Raw genomic sequence first — 19,992 nt, 5'->3', positions numbered from 1 at the left:
AACAGCCGGGGACGGCCCGCGGCCTGCAACCACAGGCCGCCCCACGGCGAGATCCAGCGAACGCGCCGACTCAGCCGGCCTGCTGCTTCCACTCGGCCTGCGCCGCGTTCAGCTGGTCAGCCAGCGTGTCGAGGAAGTCCTTGGCGCTCATCTTGCCCAGCAGCACCTTCTGGAAGTTCGGCTCGTTGTCCGCCTTGGAGATCGTGTTCCAGTCCGGCAGGTAGTACGGCAGCTGCACGATCGTCGTCGACCCGTCCGACAGCGCCTGCGCCGCCAGCTTCGTCGGCTCGGACTCGGTGACCCAGGTGTCCGACGCGGCCTCGGTGTTGGCCGGCACCTGCCCGGCGGACTCGTTGAACTTGGAGTTCTCCGCCTTCGAGACGGCGAACTCGATGAACTTCCAGGCGGCTTCCTTGTTCTTGGAGCTCTTGAACAGCCCGAGCCCGTCGACCGGGTTGGAGACCTGGACGCGCTTGCCGTCGGCGCCCGTCGGCTGCGGGATGCCGCGGAACTTGTCGGCGCCGAGCGCCTTCACGTGGTCCTGGTAGGAGCCCAGGTTGTGGTTGAGCATGCCGATGGTGCCCGAGTCCCACTGGGCGACCATCTTGGTGAAGTCGTTGTTGAGGTCGGCCGCCGGGGTGACCTTCTTGTAGAGGGCGGCGTACTTCTCCAGCGCCGCGACGTTCTTCGGGTCGTTGACCGTGGTCGTGTCGCCGTTCCAGAACGAGGTGATCCCGCTCTGCCCGTACATCGCGTCCAGCGCCTGCGCGATGGAGCCGGCGCCGCCGCGGATGGTGTAGCCGAACGCGTTCTTCTTGGAGTTCGTGAGCTTCTCCGCCGCCGCGTAGAACGCGTCCCAGGTCGTCGGGTCCGCCAGGCCCGCGGCCTTGAACAGGTCGGTGCGGTAGTACAGGACGCCGTTGTTGGCGGAGGTCGGGACCGAGTAGAGGGTGCCGTCGCCGCCGCCGGCCGCCTTCAGCGACTCCACCATGTCCTCGTTCAGCTTGCCCTTGAGGGAGGACGAGCCGAGCCGGTCGTCGAGCGGGTCGAGCGCGCCCTGCGCGGCGATCCCGGCGAGCATCGCCGCGCCGACGCCGCCGACGTCGGGCAGGCCGCCGCCCTGGATGGCGGTGTCGACCTTGGACTGGTACTCGGTGGAGGCGATGCCGACGTACTCGACGTCGATGTCGGGGTTGGCCTTCTCGAAGTCGGCGATGATCTCCTTCCAGATGTCGGTGCGCACACCGCCGTTGTTGTCCCAGAAGACGATCTTGCCCTTGCCGCTGCCCTCGGAACCCTTGTCGCCGCCGGCGCCGCTGCCGTCGTCACCGCAGGCGGTGGCGGTCAGGGCGAGCACGGCCCCCAGGGCGACGGCCGTGGCGGCGCGCCTGCTTCTGTGGATGCTGATCTTCATTGGTCGGCTCTCTTCTTCTGGATCCAACGGACTTCTGTGACGTGGTGGGGGTCAGTGGTGGCGGGCGTACGGAGCCCAGTCGTCCGTACCCGCGAGGTAGTGCGCGACGGTGCGGGTCCGCGCCTCCTCGTCGCTCAGCTGCGGCCGGTCCGCGGCCTGGGCCGCCCCCGGTCCGGTGTTGCGGTACTCGGCGAACCGGGCGTCCCGCCAGGAGAAGCCGCTCATGTCCGTCCAGGGTGCGGACTTGACCGCGGCGGGCAGTTCGGTGTCCCGGATCAGCACCTGGGCGACCGCCGCCGGCTCCCCGCCCGGGTGCCAGGGCCGGCCGAGGTGGAAGGTGCCGTCCGGCGCGTCGCTCACGATCCTCGACCGGGTGATCAGGAACCCGTACGGGTTGCCCGTCCAGGTGGACGCGGCCGTGATGTAGCCGTTGTTGTCGGCCGAGCCACGGCTCAGCGCCCGGATCACGGAGCGCTCGATGACGGTGGTCGCCCGCCCGTAGACGAAGTCGACGTCGCCCTCGACGTAGGAGTCGCGGATGTAGACCCGGCTGATCACGTCCAGCCTGGGGCTGTCGGTCATCAGGGTGTCCTGGTTGCCCAGGAAGGCGGTGTCCTCGAAGACGATCCGGTCGCCGGTCGTCTTCACCGCCAGCGCCTGCTCGCCGTTCAGCTCGTGCGCGGCCTCGTCGAAGTCGTTGCTGAAGGTGAGATGGCGGGCGGTGACGTCGTGGGCCGCGATCCGTACCGTGGCACTGCCCGTCGAACCGCCGTACGCCGCGGGCGTGTCGTAGACGATGACGGTGTCGGAGCGGTCCTGTCCAGTCCCCTGCAACGTGATGTTCGGCTTGGTCGCCGGGACGAACACCTTCTCGCGGTAGGTGCCGGGCGCGACCGCGATGGTCACGGGCAGGGTGTTGCCCTCGGGCACGGCGTCCACGGCGGCCTGGACCGTCGGGTGGTCCGCCGGGACGTGCAGCGTCACCGAGGCGCCGATCCGCTTCTGCGGCCCGGACCAGCGCGTCACCAGCGCGGGCACGGCCGCCGCCGGGTCCAGCCGGTAGGCGTAGAAGTCCCGCGGGTCGAACGCTTCACCCCACTCGTCGTGCCGGCCCGTGGTGTTCTTCAGGATCGACCCGCGCTGGACCAGCTCCGCGGTGGCGTCGGCCTGGTAGGGGTGCTGGACGTCCCGGTAGTAGCTGTTCTCGATGACCATCTTCGTCCGGCCGCGCGACCAGTTCCCGTACGTCCACACGGGGTCGCCCGGATCCTCCTGGGCCGTCAGGTAGTTGTTGTAGAGGTGCGCGTAGGCGGCGTTGTCGACGGACGGGTTGCGCTGCTTGGTGTGCGCGAACAGGTTGTGGTCGACGGTGATCTGCGTCCTGACGTTGCTGGTCCAGCCCAGGCCGAAGGTCTTGTTGTTGTTCTCGAAGCGGTTGTAGGAGACGGTGACGTACTCGCTGTCCTTGCGGATGTCGAGCTGGCCGTCGCAGATGTGCGAGAAGCGGTTGTGGTCGACCCACACGTGGTGGACGGTGTCCATCTGGATGCCGTCGAAGTCGGTGTCCTTGCAGTCCCAGTTCCCCTCGATCGCCGAGTCGCGGATGGTCAGGTTGCGGATGACCACGTTGTGCGTGCCCGGGTTCAGGTGCAGTTCCCCGTGCACGATCTCGCCGGTGTCGCCGACGCCGATGACGGTCTTGTCCGAGGCGACGTCGATCTCCGCGCCGAACGGCTCCACGGCGATGGACCCGGCCACCCGGATGACGTACGGCTCCTCGGCGGCCGCGTACCGCTCCAGCGAGGCCTGGTCGGTGACCGTGACGACCTTGCCGCCGGCGCCGCCGGTGGTGCCGCCGGCCAGGGAGGCGAAGCCGTGGGCCCGGTCGGACCACCGCGGGGCGGCGGCGGCCGGCGCGGACGCCGCGTGCGCCTCGCCGACCACGCCGAGGCCCAGCGCGGCGATCAGGCCCGCCACGGCGGCCAGCACCGCACCCGGTCTCGGCAAGCGCTTGTTACGGAAGTGCGTCATTGCGGCTCCCCACAGGCGTAAGGCGTACGGACGAAAAGGGTCAGAGGGGTCTGATCCGGAACTCGGTGAACGTGGCCGCCCCGGCGTGACCCGCTCCGTCGGGGGCGACGGCGAACAGGCCGAGCAGGGCGCCCACCCAGCGCCACGGCGTGGCCGCGAAGACGGGACCGGAGGAACGGAAGCCCTCGCCGAGGTCGTAGGCGAAGCGGCAGCGGGCACCGGCGCCGATCTCCACGCGCAGCCGGGCCCGTCCGGCGGGGGCGAGCCGCGGATGGCCGGCGTCCCGCTCGTGCTCGGCCACCGCCTCGGCGAACCGGTGCACGAGGTGGACCGTGCCGTCGGTGCCGCGTTGCAGACCGATCCAGCCGAAGGAGTCCCCGAGGACCGCGAGGCCGGCCCGCGCGCCCGGTTCCTCGGCGTGCAGTTCCAGCGCGACCTCGGCGACGGACGGGATGCCCGGCAGCCGCTGGGTGAGCACGTTCGGCAGTCGGCGCAGGTCGTGCGCGTCGGCCGTGCGGACGCAGCTCAGCCGCAGCCCGTCCCCCGAGTGGTGGGTGGCCCGGCCGTCCTGGGGGTTGGCCGTCCACTGCCACTGCCGGCCGAACCGGCCGCCGGGGAAGTCGTCGTCGGTGGCGGGGGCGGCGGGCGGCTGCGGCGGCAGCGCGGGGCGCCGGTGCGCGGCGACGGGGGCGCCGTCGTCCCCGATCACCGGCCAGCCGTCCGCGCCCCACCGCATCGGCTGGAGGTGGACGACCCTGCCGTACGCGCCGCGCTGCTGGAAGTGCAGGAACCAGTCCTCGCCGGACGGGGTGCGCACCCAGCCGCCCTGGTGGGGGCCGTTGACGGGGGTGTCCTTCTGCTCCAGGACGATCCGCTCCTCGTAGGGGCCGAAGAAGTCCCGGGCGCGGAAGGCGCCCTGCCAGCCGGTCTCCACTCCCCCGGCGGGCGCCAGGATCCAGAACCGGCCGTCGTGCCGGTAGAGCTTCGGGCCTTCGAGGGTGAACCAGCCGGGGATGCGGTCGCCGTCGACGATCACCTTGCCCTCGTCGAGCAGCGAGGTGCCGTCGGGGTGCATGCGGTGTCCGGTGAGGCGGTTCTTGATCCCGGAGCGTGACCTGGCCCAGGCGTGCACCAGGTAGGCCTCGCCGGTCTCCTCGTCCCACAGGGGGCAGGGGTCGATCAGGCCCTTGCCCTCCTTGAGCAGGTGCGGGTGGGTCCACGGTCCCCTGATCCCGGGGGCGTTGACCTGGAAGATGCCCTGGTCGGGGTCGCCCCAGAAGATCCAGAAACGGTCGTCGTGGTGGCGGAGCGAGGGGGCCCAGACCCCGCAGTCGTGCCGGGGCCGCGCGAACTCGGCCGCCGGCCGCAGACGTTCGAGGGCGTGGCCGACCAGGGTCCAGTTGACCAGGTCGCGCGAGTGCAGCAGCGGCAGTCCGGGGGCCCGGCCGAAGCTGGACGCGGTGAGATAGAAGTCGTCGCCGACGCGTACGACGTCCGGGTCGGACCAGTCGGCGTTCAGGACGGGGTTGTCGTAGGTCTCCTGGGTGGAGGGCGTTCCGCGGGTCACTGGCTGACCGCCTTCCGGGCGAGGGCCGCCGCGTCGGCGTGGCCCAGCCGGCCGTCGGAGACGACGGTGACGATCCGGCGGACGGCGGTGTCGCCGGGCGCGATCGCGAGCCGTTCGGCGCAGGCGAGGGAGGAGCCGACGCCCGGGTACTCGGCGGTCCGCACGAACCACGGGTCGCGGCGGGTGGTGTCGGTGGCGCCCGCGAAGACCAGGGTCCAGTCGGCGCCCGCCAGGGCGACCCAGTCGGCGCGGTGGCCGTGCACCCCGGCCTCGCCCTCGGCCGCGGCGGTGAAGACGTCCGGCGCCGAGGCCTCCTTGCGGGCCCGCCAGAAGAAGCCGCCGTAGGCCGCGCCGGGCCGTCCGTTGGTGGCGGGGCTGCCGATGGTCACCGGCTCCGCGGTGACGTTGGTGAGCGAGAAGGTGAAGTCCAGCGCCCAGGCGGTGTCGGTGAGTCCGGTGGCCGCGACGGTACGGCGCTCGCGCAGCAGCTCGGCCCCGGCGGCGACCCAGCGCAGCTCCTCCACGAAGCCGTCGGGGTCGCGCAGCTGGAAGCCGGTGTGCCGCTGGGCGCCGTGGTTGTCGAGCTCGGTCGGGCCCCGGTCGCGGACGAAGGTGCGCCCGCCCCAGAAGTTGTGCCCCTCGACGTCGGGAACGGCGACACCGACGCCGAGGTGGTGGATGTGGTCGGCGGGGCTCAGCTCGGTGACCGCCGTGCCGGCCAGGGTGGTGACGGGGTGCAGGTAGGGGCGCGGGGAGAGCCGGGCGGGCAGCTCGGGCCGGGTGACGTAGCGGCCGACCGGGCGGCCCGCGACACGCAGGACGACCGGTGCGTCGGGTGCCGTCATCAGGTCCTCACCTCTTTCGCGAGCTCGGTGGGGGACGCCCAGGCGGCGCCCAGTTCGGAGAAGAGGGCGAGGGAGTCGGCGGCGGCCGCGACCAGGCCGTCAATGCCGGGGACCACCCGGCGGTCCTCGCCGGGCAGCCGGTGCCAGGCGTCCTCGGGGAGCTGGAGCGGGTCGGGGGCGAGCCGGATCGCCTCGACGACCCGCATGAACGACTCGGTCGCGGCCGGCGGGACCAGCAGCGGGACCCCGTCGGTGAGGTGGTCGACGAGGTTCTCCAGCAGGTCGGTGCGGCCGTGCTCGGACTCCTCGGGGCCGTGGCCGGCGCGCTGGAGCAGGACGCGGTCCTGCTTGTACCAGAAGGTGATCCGGCCGCGGCTGCCGTGGACGAGGACGTACGGGTCGTCCGGGTCCTCGGCGCACAGCGTGGCCGCCACGACGACCGGGCGGCCGTCGGCGGTGGTGACCCGGACGCAGGAGGTGTCGTCGGCCTCGATGGCGTTGGCGTGCGCCAGCTCGGTCTCGATGCCGGTGACGTCGTCGGCGCGGGTGGCGCCGGCCAGCGCGAGGGCGGTGGCGACGGCGTGCGCGAGCGGGTTGGTGAGGGCGCCGTCGATCACGTCGACGCCGTTCAGGCGCCGTCTGCCCGCCCAGGGCGCCCGCCGGTAGTACGACTCGGCGCGCGCCCAGGCGCCGGCCCCGCCGACCCCGGTCACCTCGCCGATCGCCCCCTCGGCGATCAGCTCGCGGATCGCGGGCAGGGCGTGCGAGCCCAGCGACTGGAAGCCGATCTGGCAGGCCACGCCCGCCTCGGCGACCCCGTCGGCCATCCGGCGGAACGCGGCGTACGACGGCGCGGGCGGCTTCTCCAGCAGCAGGTGCACGCCCTTGCGGGCCGCGGTCAGGGCCAGGTCGGTGTGGGTGGGGATCGGGGTGCAGATCACGGCGATCCGCGCGCCGGTGGAGTCGAGCAGCGCGCCGAAGTCGGCGGACTGCTCGGGCGCGCCCAGCCCCTCCGGGATCTCGTGGGGGGTGAGCGGGGTCAGCTCGCAGACGCCCGCGAGGCGGACGATGCCCTTGTCCTGGAGCCGGCGGAGGTTGTCCAGGTGCCAGCGGCCGTGGCCGCGGGCGCCCGCCAGGACGACGGGGACGGCCCTGCTCCTCGGTTCGGCGGTGCTCATGACAGCCTCCCCGCGCCCGCGCCGCGGGCCACCGCGCGGTCGGCCACCGCGGCGCTGTCGACGGTCGTGTGCAGGGTGGGCGTCCAGCCGGCGTCCGCGGTGAGGTCGCGCTCGCTGCCGGAGTTGTAGGCGTTGTGGATGGCGAGGAGGTCGACGGGATAGCCGTCGAAGAGGGTGCCGCTCTGGTGCAGGGCGGTGCCGTTCCAGCTCTTGACCAGGTCGGCGACCTCGATGTGGCCGGGGGCGTGGAAGGCGTTGTTCTCGGCGTACACCGCGGACTCGGTGCCGACGCCGAGGGAGTAGCGGTGGCCGTCGGTGACCTCGTACCGGTTGTTGTAGAGGTGCACCTGGCCGAAGCGGACGCGCGGCGCGCGCTGGACCACGGACGTGAAGGCGTTGTGGTGCAGGGTCACCCGCAGCTTGCCCCGGTCGCCGGTGGCGGTGTCGCCGTTGCCGATGAGGATCGCCTTGTCGTGGTCGGCGAACCGGCTCCAGGAGACGGTGACCAGGTCGGAACCGTTCGTGATGTCCAGCAGGCCGTCGTGGCGGAGGTAGTTGCGGGCGAAGTAGGTGGGCTCGGCGGCGTCCGGGTGGCCCTGGTCGGAGGCGGTCACGTGGTCGATCCACACATGGGTGGCGCCGGTGAGCCAGATGTTGTCGTAGGCCGTCTTCCAGTCGCCGAGGCCGCCGGTGTTGGGCTGCCAGACGGGGAAGCAGTCGTAGGCGTCGCGCAGGTCGAGGTTGCGCACGATGACGTTGTCCGCGTTCTTGACCTGGAGACCGGCGCCCTTCAGGACGGCCTGGGAGCCGAGACCGACGAGGGTGGTGTTGGACCCGACGGGCAGCACGATCCGCTCGGCCTGCCGGGCCGCCGACGCCTGCCGGGCCTCCTCCTGCGGGCCGGACGGCTTGGCGGAGCCCCAGGTGCGGGGGTCGTAGGCGGTGAGGTACTTGTTCAGGCCGTAGCCGTCGGTGGCGTAGTCGGAGCAGTCGAGGGGGGTGCCGTCGTCGGCGGTGTTGGCGTCGATCGTTCCCGCGATCTTGATGATCTTCGGGGTGTCGCTGCCGTGGTCGAGGGCACGGACCAGGCCGGCCCGGTCGGTGACGGTGTACACGTGGTCGTCGTCGGCGGCGGCGCCGCCCGTGGTGCCGGTGCCGTACGAGGCCCAGCCGTCGTTCGCGGCGAGGGTGTCCCGGGAGATGTCGCGGGCCTCGGCGTGGGCGGGGACGCACAGCAGTCCGAGCAGCCCCGCGGCGGCGGCGATGTGACGTGCTCTCACCCCTTCACCGCCCCCGCGCTGAAGCCCGTGATCAGCCACTTCTGGATGAAGGCGAAGACGATCACGACGGGGACGGCGGCGATGATGCCGCCCGCGGCGAGCGCGCCGAGGTCGACGCTGTCCGAGCTCATCAGGGTGTTGAGTCCGACCGGGATGGTCTGCTTGGCCTGGTTGTTCAGGAACATCAGGGCGAACAGGAAGTGGTTCCAGGAGTGGACGAAGGCGAAGGAGCCGACGGCGATCAGGCCGGGCCGCAGCAGCGGCAGGACCACGATCCGGAAGGCCGTCAGGCGGTTGCAGCCGTCGACCCAGGCCGCCTCCTCCAGCGAGTACGGCACGTTCTTGATGAAGTTGCTGATCAGGATCATCGACAGCGGCAGCTGGAAGACGGTCTCCGCGATGATGACGCTGCCCAGCGAGTTGATCATCCGGAGCTCGGCGAAGATCTCGAACAGCGGGACCAGGAGCAGCGCGCCCGGGACGAACTGCGAGCAGAGCAGCGCCAGCATGAACGCCTGCTTGACCTTGAAGTCGAAACGGGCGAGCGCGTAGCCGCCGGCGAGCGCGATCACCGTCGTCATGACCAGCGTGGCCAGGCCGACGAGCAGGCTGTTCTGGAAGTAGGTGCCGAAGGACCGCTCGGTCCAGACCTTGTCGAAGTGGTCGAGGGTCATCGGCCAGGGCACGAGCGAGGTCGAGCCGGCCGGGCGCAGGGCGAAGAGCAGGATCCAGTAGAAGGGGATCAGGGTGAAGACGAGGTAGACCGACAGGGGCAGGTAGATCTGCCAGCGCGGGACCTCGTCCCAGGAGCGGTTCCTCCCGCGCGGCCGCTGCTCGGGCGCGGTGGGGGCGCTCACCGGCGGGGGCGCCACCTCGGTGGCCTCCTTGGTGATCACTTGGCCTCCCTTCCGAACTTGCTCAGCCGCAGGTAGACCATCGAGCAGAAGAGCAGGATCACGAACGCGACCGTCGTCAGGGCGGACGCGTAACCGAAGTTGTGGGCGTCGACCGAGGTGTTGGCGATGTAGAGCGGGAGGGTCGTGGTCTCGCCCGCCGGGCCGCCGCCGGTCAGGGTGTAGAGCAGGTCGACGTTGTTGAACTCCCACACCGCGCGCAGCAGCGTGGACAGGACGATGGCGTCCTTCAGGTGGGGCAGCGTGATGTGCCAGAACTGCTTGAGCCGGCTCGCCCCGTCGACCTCGGCGGCCTCGTACAGGTCCTTGGAGACGGACTGGAGGTCGGCGAGGATGAGGATCGCGAAGAAGGGGACGCCGCGCCACAGGTCGGCGACGACCGCCGCCGGGAACACGGTGGAGGTGTCCGACAGCCAGCTGGTGCCGTAGGAGCCGATGCCCAGGTCCGCGAGGTAACGGGTGATGCCGGTCTGGGAGTTGTAGAGCAGCACCCAGATCGCGGAGGTCAGCACACCGGAGACGGCCCACGGGGAGAAGACCAGGGCGCGTCCCAGGGCCCGGCCCACGAAGGTCTGGTTGACGATGAGCGCCAGCGCCAGACCGAACAGCAGTTGCAGCCCGACCTCGACGACGACCCACTGGGCGCTGAAGGTCAGCGTGTCCCAGAAGACCGGGTCGTCGGTGAAGGCATGGACGAAGTTGTCGAAGCCCGCGTAGCCGTTCCGCCATGGCTTGGTGGGGTTGTAGTTCTGGAGGCTGTAGTAGAAGACGCTGATGACCGGGTAGGCGATGAACCCGAGCATCAGCAGGGCCGCCGGGGCGATCAGCAGGTACGGCAGCCTGCGCGGCGTGGCGGAGGCACGGCGCCGCCGGGGTGGCGCGGGCGGTTTCGCCACGGCTGCGGCTTGGGCCATGACTGTTCTCCGTTCTGGTGCGTCGTGCGTGCGTCTAGCGTGTGTGCTTTCGTGCGTGCAGGTGTGCGGACTTGCGGGGTGCATGTGCGCGGGCTTGCGGAGGTGCGTTTCTGCGTGCTTGCGGACGTGCGTTTCTGCGTGCTTGCGGGCGTGCTCTGGTGCGGGCTTGCGCGCGTGCTGTCGCGCCGCACCTGCACAGGAAGCGCTTTCTCCATGTACAGGGGTGTGCGCGGTGGTGCTGCTCCGGCTCAGCCGGCGTACGGGTCCTGCACCGCGCCGGGGCGGGCCAGGAAGGCGAAGTCGCAGCCGGTGTCGGCCTGGGTGATCTGTTCGTTGTAGAGCGCGCCGTAGCCGCGCTCGTAGCGGGTGGGCGGCGGTGTCCACAGCGCCCGGCGCCGCGCGAGTTCCTCGTCGTCCACGTTGAGCTGGAGCAGACGGGCCTCGACGTCGAGGGTGACCGAGTCCCCGGTGCGCACGAGGGCGAGGGGCCCGCCGACGTACGACTCGGGCGCCACGTGCAGCACGCACGCGCCGTAGCTGGTGCCGCTCATCCGAGCGTCGGAGATGCGGACCATGTCCCGAACGCCCTGCTTGAGCAGGTGGTCGGGGATCGGGAGCATGCCGTACTCGGGCATGCCCGGGCCGCCCTTGGGGCCGGCGTTGCGCAGCACCAGGACGCTGTCCGCGGTGATGCCGAGCGACGGGTCGTTGATGGTGCGCTGCATGGTCCTGTAGTCGTCGAAGACGACCGCGGGACCGGTGTGCTTGAGCAGGTGCGGCTCGGCGGCGATGTGCTTGATCACCGCGCCGTCCGGGCAGAGGTTGCCGCGCAGTACGGCCACCCCGCCCTCGTCCGCGACCGGGTTGTCCCGGGTCCGGATGACGTCGTCGTGGTGCACCCGCGCACCGGCGAGCTGCTCGCGCAGGGTGTCGTGGGCGACCGTCGGCCGGTCGAGGTGGAGCAGGTCCGGGATCCGGGAGAGGAAGCCGGGCAGACCGCCGGCGAAGTGGAAGTCCTCCATGAGGTACTTCCGGCCGCCGGGGCGGACGTTGGCGAGGACGGGGACGGTGCGGGCGATACGGTCGAAGTCGTCGAGGGTGAGCTCGACGCCGGCCCGGCCCGCCATGGCGATCAGGTGGATCACCGCGTTGGTGGAGCCGCCGAGGCCGAGCACGGTGGTGACGGCGTCCTCGAAGGCGTCACGGGTGAGGATCTCGCTCAGCTTCCGGTCCCGGTGGACCAGTTCGACGGCGGCCAGACCGGCCCGGGCGGCCATCCGGTCGTGCCCGGAGTCGACGGCCGGGATGCTGGACGCCCCCGGGACGGTCACGCCGAGGGCTTCCGCGGCGGCCGTGAGCGTGGACGCCGTCCCCATCGTCATGCAGTGGCCGGGCGAGCGGGCGAGGCCGTTCTCCAGCTCGGCCATCTCGCAGTCGCCGATGAGACCGGCCCGCTTGTCGTCCCAGTACTTCCACATGTCGGTGCCGGAGCCGAGGACCTCGTTGCGCCAGTGGCCCGGCAGCATGGGCCCGGCCGGCACGAAGACGGCCGGCAGGTCGGCGCTGGCCGCCCCCATGAGCAGGGCGGGGGTCGTCTTGTCGCAGCCGCCCATCAGGACCGCCCCGTCGACCGGGTACGAGCGCAGCAGCTCCTCGGTCTCCATGGCGAGCAGGTTGCGGTAGAGCATCGGGGTCGGCTTCTGGAAGGTCTCGCTCAGCGTGGCGACCGGGAACTCCAGCGGGAAGCCGCCCGCCTGCCACACCCCCCGCTTCACGGCCTGGGCGCGGTCGCGCAGGTGGACGTGGCAGGGGTTGATGTCGGACCAGGTGTTGAGGATCGCGATGACGGGCTTGCCGAGGTGCTCCTCGGGCAGGTAGCCGAGCTGGCGGGTGCGGGCCCGGTGGCTGAAGGAACGCAGTCCCTCGGTGCCGTACCACTGGTGGCTGCGGAGCTCTTCGGGGCGTTTGCGCTGCGGCTCGGTCATATGGACCACCCGGCGGCGATGGCGGCGACCTCGGCGCGCTCGTCCTCCGGCAGCGGCCGGCTCGGCGGGCGGACCTCGCGGCGGCACAGCCCGAGGGAGGCGAGGGCCTCCTTGACGACGGTGACGTTGTTGGCGGAGCCGTTGGCGGCGCGCAGCTCCTCGAAGCGGCGGATCTGCTCCCAGACCTTCATCGCGGCCGGGTAGTCGCCGGATCGAAGCGCTTCGATCATGTTCAGCGAAACGGCCGGGGCGACGTTCACCAGTCCGGAGGTGAAGCCGGTGGCGCCCGCGGAGAAGTAGGAGGGGGCGTACGGCTCGGCGAGGCCCGCGACCCAGACGAACCGTTCCAGCCCGGCGTCGCGGGCGAAGGCGGCGAAGCGGGCGGCGTCCGGCACGGCGTACTTCACGCCGATCACGTTCGGGCAGGCGTCGGCGAGTTCGGCGAGGCGGACGCCGGCCAGCTGCGCGTTGCGGATGTAGGGGACCACGCCCAGTTCGGGCACGGCCTCGGCGACGGCACGGTGGTAGTCGACCCAGCCGCTCTGCGAGACGTAGGGGTGGACGGGCTGGTGGACCATCACCATCTGGGCGCCCAGCTCGCGGGCGTGCCGGGCGGAGGCGACGGCGGTGGGCACGTCGTGGCCGACCCCCACCAGGATCACGGCGCGGTCGCCGGCCTCGTCGACGGTCAGCTCGGTGACCGTGCGGCGCTCCTCGGGGGTGAGCGCGTAGAACTCGCCGGTGTTGCCGTTGGGCGTGAGGGTGGTGACCCCGCCGTCGAGCAGCCGGCGCAGCAGGGCCCGGTGGACGTCGTGGTCGACGGAGCCGTCCTCGGCGAAGGGGGTCACCGGGATGGCCACCACATCGGCCAGGGCCGCCCGTTGGGTCTCGAACGCCACGCTGCTCATTCCTTACCTTCCTCTGCCTGGGCCGCTGCCTGGGCCTCGGGGAACGCTCGGTGGACGAACGACGCGATGTGGGCGTGCAGGGCGCGGGCCGCGCCGTCGGCGTCGCCGTCCAGGGCGAGCCGCAGGATGTCGCGGTGCTCGCCGGCCTCCCGCTCCCAGGAGGGCGAGGCGGCCCAGGCGACGGCGGAGACCAGGGCCGCCTGGTCGCGGACCTCGTCGAGCAGCCGGCCGAGCAGCGGGTTGCCGCACGGCAGGTACAGGGCGCGGTGGAACTCCCGGTTGGCCAGGGACCGTTCGGCGGTGTCGGTGGCCTGGTCGGCCCTGGTCAGCGCCTCGCGCGCGGCCTCCAGGGAGGCGCCGCGCCGCACCGCGCGCCTGAGCGCCTCGGGTTCCAGGAGCAGCCGCACGTCGTAGACCTCGCGCGCCATGTCCGCGTCCACCATGCGCACCGTGACGCCCTTGTACTGGCTCATCACGACCAGTCCGGTGCCGGCGAGCGTCTTGAGCGCCTCGCGCACGGGGGTCTTGGACACCCCGAACCGTGCGGCGAGCTCGGTCTCGACCAGCGCCTGCCCGGGCGTCAACTGCCCGGTGAGGATGCGGCGTTTGATCTCCTCCAGCACGTACTGCGTGCGGGACGGGATCGGCGTGGGCACAGAGGTCATGCGCGCCTCTCGGATGTCGCGAACCTGACGTCGCGTATCGGATCTCGCGTATCGCGTCTCATATATGACGTACGAAGTACGACGCGTTGAAACTAGGAGGGGCCCTGTGTTTCGTCAATGCTTCTGACAGAGGAAGTTGCGGTTGCGCCGGATACGGGCCGGGCGGGCGTCAGAGGGAGAAGGTGGCACCCTCGGCCGCCGCCCTGGTCGGGCCGCCGAACGCGGCACCGGCCCGCGCGGTCGCCAACTCCCTGGTCAGCGTGGGCCCGACATGGGTGACGGCCAGTTCCCGCACCCCGGCCGCACGGGCGGCGTCGCCGGCGTCCTCCGGCGTCAGATGGACCTGTTCGCCCTCGCGATGCCGGTCGATGTCCGCCTCGCACAGGAAGGCCGGCCCCCGAGGCGAGTTCGGCGAGCGCGGCGCACGGTCCGTTGTCCCCCGAGTGGGCGAGGACACTGCCCTGGCACTCGGCGCGCAGCCCGTACGCCTCGGTGTCGTGCGCCACCGCGCGCGAGGTGAGCCGGAGGTTCCCGTGTCGGACGGCATGGCCGTCGTGCAGCGGCCGGAAGTCGAGCACGCCGCTCAGGAACCGCATGTCCGGGTGTCCGAGGAACGCGGCGACCCGACGGGCGCAGTCCCGCGGGGCGTACACCGGGACGGGCGCCGGCGGGGTGAGGCCGCCGAAGGCGAGGGCGTAGGCGGCGGCCAGGAGATCGGCGGTGGGGGCACCACCCGGTCGAGCGCAGCCGAGACCGGGGGAGGCCGGCGTGCAGAGGGGAGATCCGGATCGCGGTGAGCCACCGCGGATCCGTGTGCCGCTGCAACTCGGCGAACGTCCCCGTCCCCGCGTCCATCCGCACCTCGGCACCCCCGCCCCGCAGCAGGTAACCGGAGCAGGGGCGGCCGGGCCCGGGATGCGGGGAGGCGGTGCCGAGGACGGTGGGGCTGAGGGGCATGGTGAGGAGGGGACGTTTCGGCATGGCCCGACCGTGCCCGTTCCACCACGTCTACGGCGTGCCGGGAGGACCGTCCATCCCGGCCGGCCGCCGTCGTAGCCGGATCTACGACGACCGGCGTACCCCTACGGTGTCCAGCCGGGATCGCGCCCGCTCAGGCCCACCGCCCGGTCGAGCAGCGGGGCGTCGTCCGGTACCGGCATCACCGGGCCGAACAGACCACCGCCCCGGTCCGTCCCGTCCGCGGCCGCCAGCAGGAAGGCGTACGACAGGCGCAGCGCGGCCGGGTCGGGCCGGTACGCCTGGCCGGTGGCGCGTGCCAGGTCCCAGCCGTGGATGACCAGCTCGTCCGCGGCGACCGCGCCCGCGGCCGCGCCGGGCAGGTCGACGCCGCCCGCGCGGGTCGCGCCGGTCCAGGCGGCGGGGTCACGCCAGACGGCGGCGAGTTCGTCGAGCACGCGGGGCAGCTCCTCGCGCCAGCCGGGCCCGATGTCCGGTACGGCGGCCGTCGGGTCGGTGTCCGTCGTCGGGCCCAGCTGCTTGCGGCCGGCGTCGCGGAAGGCGACGGCCAGACCGGTCAGATGCCCGAGCAGGTTGCGGACCGCGTGGCCGGGGCAGGGCGTCCGGTCCGCGAGCCGGTCGTCCGGCACGCCCGCCGCGAGGCGGGCCACGATCCGGGCCTGCGCTCCGAGGTCGAGGGTGGCCGGTGTGTCGGTGGTCATGGCTGCTCCTCCAGGTGGTGTGCCCCGAGAGGGGGCGTGTATCCCCGGGAGGGTGGACCGGCCGCACCGCGCGAACTCATCGCGGCCGGGAAACGGCCGTGCCCCGCGCGTGGCGTCCCCGCGGCACAGCGCAGCCCGCGGCGCCGGCTCAGAGCGCGCCGAGCCCCTGGCGGACGGCCTCCAGGTCGCCGTCCGACGCCAGCCCCGCGTGATAGAGCCGGAGCTCCGTGGCGCCCAGCTCCCGCGCGCGGGCCGCGTCCGCCGCGAGTGTGCCGGGGCTGCCGCCCATGCCGACGACGACGGTGAGGTTGGCGGCGATCACGGCATCCTCGCGGCCCTGCTCGGCGAAGGGGGCGAGCAGGCCGGGGCCGCCCGCGCAGGGCACGACCACGCCGTCCGCGACGGACAGGATGTGCGCCGGGTCGACGCCCGCGTTGGCGCCGACGTGGTAGGCCACCGGGTCGGCGTGCAGGAGGACCTGGAAGCCGTCCGGGGCCGCCGTGCGGACGGCGGCGACCGCGGCCTCCTGGAGGGTGCGGGCGGTGTCGTCGCGCCACGCGCGCGTGGCCGCGGCCGTCCCCTCGCCGAGGAGCTTCTCGATGCCCGCCCACCCTCCCCCGGGCTCGGGTCCGCCCGACGGGGCGGTGCCCCCGCCGTCGGGCGCCCCCCGCCACAGCGGCTCCAGCGCGGCCCGCACGGCCGCCGCCAGTTCGTCCGCGTCCAGGCCCTGCGCGCCGTAGCCCTCCCGGCAGGCCGGGCAGAAGCAGAGCGCCATCAGGTAGTGCCCGGCGTCGCCGAGTCCGACCCCGCCGGTCTTGTCGTGGGCGTGCAGGTGCTGGAAGCCGTACCAGCCGAGAGACTCCAGCTCGGTGCCGGCCGCGCCGGGCCGTACCGCGGCCTCGGCGGCCAGGTCGACGAGGTACGCGCGCGTGGCGGGCTGCGCGATGCAGGGGGCCCACGGGTAGCGGTCGCCGTAGGCGTTGACGACCGAGGTGTCCGGATGTTCGGCGCCCAGGCGGGAGTTGTGCGCGAGGACGACCCAGCTGTGCACCTCCAGACCGGCGCGCGCGAGCGCGTCGGCGGCCTCCCCGTAGGCGTCGCCGGGGGCCCAGTCGCCGGCCGGGTACGGGCGCAGCGCGCGGCCGGCCCAGCGGTCGGGGTCGCCGGGGTACAGCACGGCCGCGTGCTCGGCGGTGACGACGCGGTGGCGGGGGTGGCGGGGGGTGAGGGCGCGGGTGGAGTGGTAGGCGGCGGCGAGCGTCACCTGGTCCACGCCCAGCGCGGCGATGCGGTCCGGTGCCCCGGGGTCCCCGTTGACGTCCCAGGGGTAGACGAATGTCGACGCCTTCACTCAGTCCTCCGTCGTGTCCCGCGCGAGCAGCGCGTATCCGCGCTCGATCACCTGAGCGAGCTGCTTGAGATGATCCTCGCCCGGCTCGTTCAGCGGGGGGCGGACTTCGCCGACGTCGAGGCCGCGCAGCCGTACGCCGGCCTTGACGAGGGAGACGGCGTAGCCGCGGCCGCGGGCGCGCAGTTCGACGAACGGCCGGTAGAAGCCGTCCAGCAGGCGGTGCACGGTGGCCCGGTCGCCGGTGGTGAGCGCCCGGTGGAAGGCGAGGGCGATCTCGGGGGCGAAGCAGAAGACGGCGGACGAGTAGAGGGTGACGCCGATGGCGTCGTAGGCGAGCTGGGTCTGTTCGGCGGTCGGCAGTCCGTTGAAGTAGAGGAAGTCGCCGGGGACCTCGGTGCGGACGGCGCTGACGATGCGCTGCATGAGGTCCAGGTCGCCGAGCCCGTCCTTCAGTCCGACGACGCCCTCGGTGCGGGCCAGCCCGACGACGGTCTCCGGGGTGAAGACCGCGTTGTCCCGCTGGTAGACGATCACCGGCAGGGGCGTGGCGGCCGCGATCTCCCGGTAGTGGCGCAGCAGTCCCTCCTGGCCGGCGACGACGAGGTACGGCGGCATCGCGAGCAGCCCGTCCGCGCCGGCGTCGTGCGCGAGCCGCGCGTACCGCACCGCGAGGGCGGTCCCGTAGCCGGCGCCCGCGACGACCGGCACCCGGCCGCCGGTCTCCGCCACGGCCGCGCGCACGCAGGCCTCGAACTCCTCCGGCGAGAGGGCGTGGAACTCCCCCGTGCCGCAGCACGCGAAGACGGCCGCCGCACCGGCCTCGACTCCGGCGCGGACGTGCGCCCGGTAGGTGTCGAGGTCGACGGAGCCGTCGGGACCGAAGGCGGTGACGGGGAAGAACAGCGGTCCGCTGGGGACGCGCAGTCGTGCGGCGAGCGGGGCTGGCGTCACGGGTTCTCCCTAGGACGACGCGTGCATTCTTATGACTGGTGTCCACATTTCTGAACACGGTCACCCTAAGGAGCCGTTTCCGGCCCGGTCAAGCGCACGGACGGCAGGTGAGGGGTGAAGTACGCGCCCCCGCGCCCCACTTGACGGAGTGAGCGCGAGATCCTTAGCGTGTCCACGAATGTGAATAAGGTCCATGCATACGGCCGCCGGGTCGCTCGTCCGCCGCCCCGCCGATCCAAGGAGACCCGAGGATGCCCGCTCCGCGCACCGTCCTGCTCACCGGCGCCGCAGGCGGCCTCGGCACCCTCATGCGGGACCTGCTGCCCGACTACGGCTACGAACTGCGTCTGCTCGACCTGCGCCCCGTCGAGGGCGAACCGGACGCCATCGTCGCGGACCTCGCCGACAAGGACGCCGTCCGGGAGGCCGTACGGGGCGTCGACGCGATCATGCACCTCGCGGGCATCTCCCTGGAAGCCCCCTTCGAGAAGATCCTCAAGGCGAACATCGAGGGGACGTACAACGTCTACGAGGCCGCCCGCGAGGAGGGCGTACGCCGGATCGTCTTCGCCTCCTCCAACCACGCGGTCGGCTTCACCCCCCGCCCCCGGGGCGACGACCCGCTGATCCCCATCAGCACCCCGCGCCGCCCGGACACCTTCTACGGCCTGTCCAAGTCCTTCGGCGAGGACCTCGCCCAGTTCTACTGGGACAAGCACGGCCTGGAGACCGTGTCGGTGCGCATCGGCTCCTGCTTCCCCGAGCCGACCAGCGTGCGCATGCTGTCGGTGTGGATGAGCCCCGCCGACGGCGCCCGCCTGTTCCACGCGGCACTGACCGCCGAGAACGTCGGCCACACCGTCGTCCACGGCTCGTCCGCCAACACCCGCCTGTGGTGGGACCTCACCAGCGCGCGGGCCCTCGGCTACGAGCCGCAGGACGACTCCGAGCCCTACGCCGAGAAGCTCATCGCCGAGCAGGGTGAACTGGACCCGGACAACGTCGCGCACGCCCACCTGGGCGGACACTTCGTCAACGACCCGCCGATCTGGCCGTACTGACACCGTCGGAACGCCGCCGGAAAGCCGCCGGAAAGCCGTCGGAACGCCGCCGGAACGCCGCCGGAAGCCGCCGGAAGGCCGTCACCGGACCGGCACCGACGCCACCGGCGCGGCACACGCACGACACCAGCACGGGCACCGGCACCGGCACCGGCACCGGCACGGCGGAAAAGCATCGTTCGCGGTGGCGGGCGGGCACCGAACGGGCCCGCCCGGCACCGCGTTCGGGCATCCGCGCCGCCCGGTCCCACGCCCCGCGCCGCGGCCACGCAGGTCCGCGGCGGGCACGGCCCCCGCGGAACGGGCACGAACGGGCGGCATCGGGCCCGCAACAGACCTGGTCAGTGCCGCAGCCCCGCTGTACAACTTCCCCCATGGGCCGCACCGGGCCCGAACGGGCAGGGGAGAGCGAGGTGTCGGGATGACCGTGAGGACGGCGGAGGAGCGCCAGCGGGAGATCGTACGGGTCGCGCGCGCCACCGGATCGGTCGACGTCACCGCGCTCGCCGCCCGGCTGGGCGTGGCCAAGGAGACCGTACGGCGGGATCTGCGCGCCCTGGAGGACCACGGTCTGGTCCGCCGCACGCACGGCGGCGCCTACCCCGTGGAGAGCGCCGGCTTCGAGACGACCCTCGCCTTCCGCGCCACCAGCCACGTGCCCGAGAAGCGCCGGATCGCCGCCGCCGCGGCGGGACTCCTCGGGGACGCCGAGACGGTCTTCGTCGACGAGGGCTTCACCCCGCAGCTCATCGCCGAGGCACTGCCCCGGGACCGGCCGCTCACGGTGGTCACCGCGTCCCTGCCGGTCGCCGGAGCCCTCGCCGAGGCCGGCACCGTCTCCGTCCTGCTGCTCGGCGGCCGGGTCCGGGCCGGCACCCTGGCGACCGTCGACCACTGGACGACGAAGATGCTGGCCGGCTTCGTCATCGACCTCGCGTACATCGGCGCCAACGGCATCACCCGCGACCACGGGCTGACCACGCCCGACCCGGCCGTCGGCGAGGTCAAGGCACAGGCCGTGCGGGCGGCGCGCCGCACGGTGTTCGCGGGCGTGCACACCAAGTTCGGCGCGGTCAGCTTCTGCCGGTTCGCCGAGGTCGGCACCTTGGAGGCGATCGTGACGAGCACCCTGCTGCCGGCGTCGGAGGCCCACCGCTACTCGCTGCTGGGGCCCCAGGTCATCAGGGTCTGAGGAACCCGCCCACCGGCCCCGCCCCCGTCCCGGGCACCCCCCTCCCCAGTCGCACCC

Annotated in this window: 16 protein-coding genes and 1 pseudogene; 2 read left to right on the top strand and 15 right to left on the bottom strand. The window is 72.6% G+C overall.

Annotated features, from left to right (window positions below):
• Positions 1-70: 70 nt before the first annotated feature.
• The 15 genes and pseudogenes from ACIP67_RS36640 to ACIP67_RS36570 form a co-directional block, all read right to left on the bottom strand.
• Complete coding sequence (locus tag ACIP67_RS36640; RefSeq protein ID WP_401697728.1) at positions 71-1,414, bottom strand: ABC transporter substrate-binding protein; 1,344 nt, start codon at positions 1,412-1,414, stop codon at positions 71-73.
• 51 nt (positions 1,415-1,465) lie between these two features.
• The gene (locus ACIP67_RS36635) at positions 1,466-3,445 is read right to left on the bottom strand and encodes a pectinesterase family protein (RefSeq protein WP_401697726.1); all 1,980 of its coding nucleotides are present in this window, start codon (positions 3,443-3,445) and stop codon (positions 1,466-1,468) included.
• A 40-nt stretch (positions 3,446-3,485) separates the two neighbouring features.
• Entirely contained in the window at positions 3,486-5,012 is a 1,527-nt protein-coding gene (locus ACIP67_RS36630) for a glycoside hydrolase 43 family protein (protein WP_401697725.1), read from the bottom strand.
• On the bottom strand, positions 5,009-5,857 hold the full coding sequence (locus ACIP67_RS36625) for a PmoA family protein (protein WP_401697723.1): 849 nt from the start codon (positions 5,855-5,857) through the stop codon (positions 5,009-5,011). The genes ACIP67_RS36630 and ACIP67_RS36625 overlap by 4 nt, the downstream gene beginning before the upstream one ends.
• Positions 5,857-7,035, bottom strand: a complete 1,179-nt coding sequence (locus ACIP67_RS36620) for a Gfo/Idh/MocA family protein (protein ID WP_401697721.1) — start codon at positions 7,033-7,035, stop codon at positions 5,857-5,859. Before ACIP67_RS36620 ends, ACIP67_RS36625 begins: the two co-directional genes overlap by 1 nt.
• The gene (locus tag ACIP67_RS36615; RefSeq protein ID WP_401697720.1) at positions 7,032-8,315 is read right to left on the bottom strand and encodes a polysaccharide lyase family 1 protein; all 1,284 of its coding nucleotides are present in this window, start codon (positions 8,313-8,315) and stop codon (positions 7,032-7,034) included. The genes ACIP67_RS36620 and ACIP67_RS36615 overlap by 4 nt, the downstream gene beginning before the upstream one ends.
• Positions 8,312-9,211 carry a carbohydrate ABC transporter permease gene (locus ACIP67_RS36610; protein WP_401697718.1) on the bottom strand — a complete coding sequence of 300 codons (900 nt, stop codon included), beginning with the start codon at positions 9,209-9,211 and terminating at the stop codon, positions 8,312-8,314. The genes ACIP67_RS36615 and ACIP67_RS36610 overlap by 4 nt, the downstream gene beginning before the upstream one ends.
• On the bottom strand, positions 9,208-10,143 hold the full coding sequence (locus tag ACIP67_RS36605; protein WP_401697717.1) for a carbohydrate ABC transporter permease: 936 nt from the start codon (positions 10,141-10,143) through the stop codon (positions 9,208-9,210). Before ACIP67_RS36605 ends, ACIP67_RS36610 begins: the two co-directional genes overlap by 4 nt.
• A gap of 248 nt (positions 10,144-10,391) precedes the next feature.
• Complete coding sequence (gene araD / locus ACIP67_RS36600) at positions 10,392-12,128, bottom strand: L-arabinonate dehydratase (RefSeq protein ID WP_401697716.1); 1,737 nt, start codon at positions 12,126-12,128, stop codon at positions 10,392-10,394.
• Complete coding sequence (locus ACIP67_RS36595; RefSeq protein ID WP_401697714.1) at positions 12,125-13,036, bottom strand: dihydrodipicolinate synthase family protein; 912 nt, start codon at positions 13,034-13,036, stop codon at positions 12,125-12,127. The genes araD and ACIP67_RS36595 overlap by 4 nt, the downstream gene beginning before the upstream one ends.
• Entirely contained in the window at positions 13,033-13,701 is a 669-nt protein-coding gene (locus tag ACIP67_RS36590) for a GntR family transcriptional regulator (protein ID WP_401697713.1), read from the bottom strand. Before ACIP67_RS36590 ends, ACIP67_RS36595 begins: the two co-directional genes overlap by 4 nt.
• Positions 13,702-13,870: 169 nt before the next feature.
• A pseudogene (locus ACIP67_RS36585) lies at positions 13,871-14,658 on the bottom strand (MBL fold metallo-hydrolase).
• 125 nt (positions 14,659-14,783) lie between these two features.
• Positions 14,784-15,380, bottom strand: coding sequence for a TIGR03086 family metal-binding protein (locus ACIP67_RS36580; RefSeq protein ID WP_401697711.1), 597 nt, complete (start codon positions 15,378-15,380; stop codon positions 14,784-14,786).
• Positions 15,381-15,528: 148 nt separating this feature from the next.
• On the bottom strand, positions 15,529-16,731 hold the full coding sequence (locus tag ACIP67_RS36575) for a hypothetical protein (RefSeq protein ID WP_401697710.1): 1,203 nt from the start codon (positions 16,729-16,731) through the stop codon (positions 15,529-15,531).
• Positions 16,732-17,682, bottom strand: coding sequence for a 5-dehydro-4-deoxyglucarate dehydratase (locus ACIP67_RS36570; protein ID WP_401697708.1), 951 nt, complete (start codon positions 17,680-17,682; stop codon positions 16,732-16,734).
• Between the two features lie 251 nt (positions 17,683-17,933).
• Between ACIP67_RS36570 and ACIP67_RS36565 the strand changes: the two genes are divergently transcribed.
• Both ACIP67_RS36565 and ACIP67_RS36560 read left to right on the top strand, forming a co-directional pair.
• Positions 17,934-18,743 carry an NAD-dependent epimerase/dehydratase family protein gene (locus tag ACIP67_RS36565; protein WP_401697706.1) on the top strand — a complete coding sequence of 270 codons (810 nt, stop codon included), beginning with the start codon at positions 17,934-17,936 and terminating at the stop codon, positions 18,741-18,743.
• Between the two features lie 421 nt (positions 18,744-19,164).
• The gene (locus ACIP67_RS36560; protein WP_401697705.1) at positions 19,165-19,935 is read left to right on the top strand and encodes a DeoR/GlpR family DNA-binding transcription regulator; all 771 of its coding nucleotides are present in this window, start codon (positions 19,165-19,167) and stop codon (positions 19,933-19,935) included.
• Positions 19,936-19,992: the final 57 nt, after the last annotated feature.

Source organism: Streptomyces sp. NPDC088812, assembly GCF_044750285.1.
Taxonomy (GTDB): Bacteria; Actinomycetota; Actinomycetes; order Streptomycetales; family Streptomycetaceae; genus Streptomyces.
This window is presented reverse-complemented; position numbering and strand designations above follow the sequence as displayed.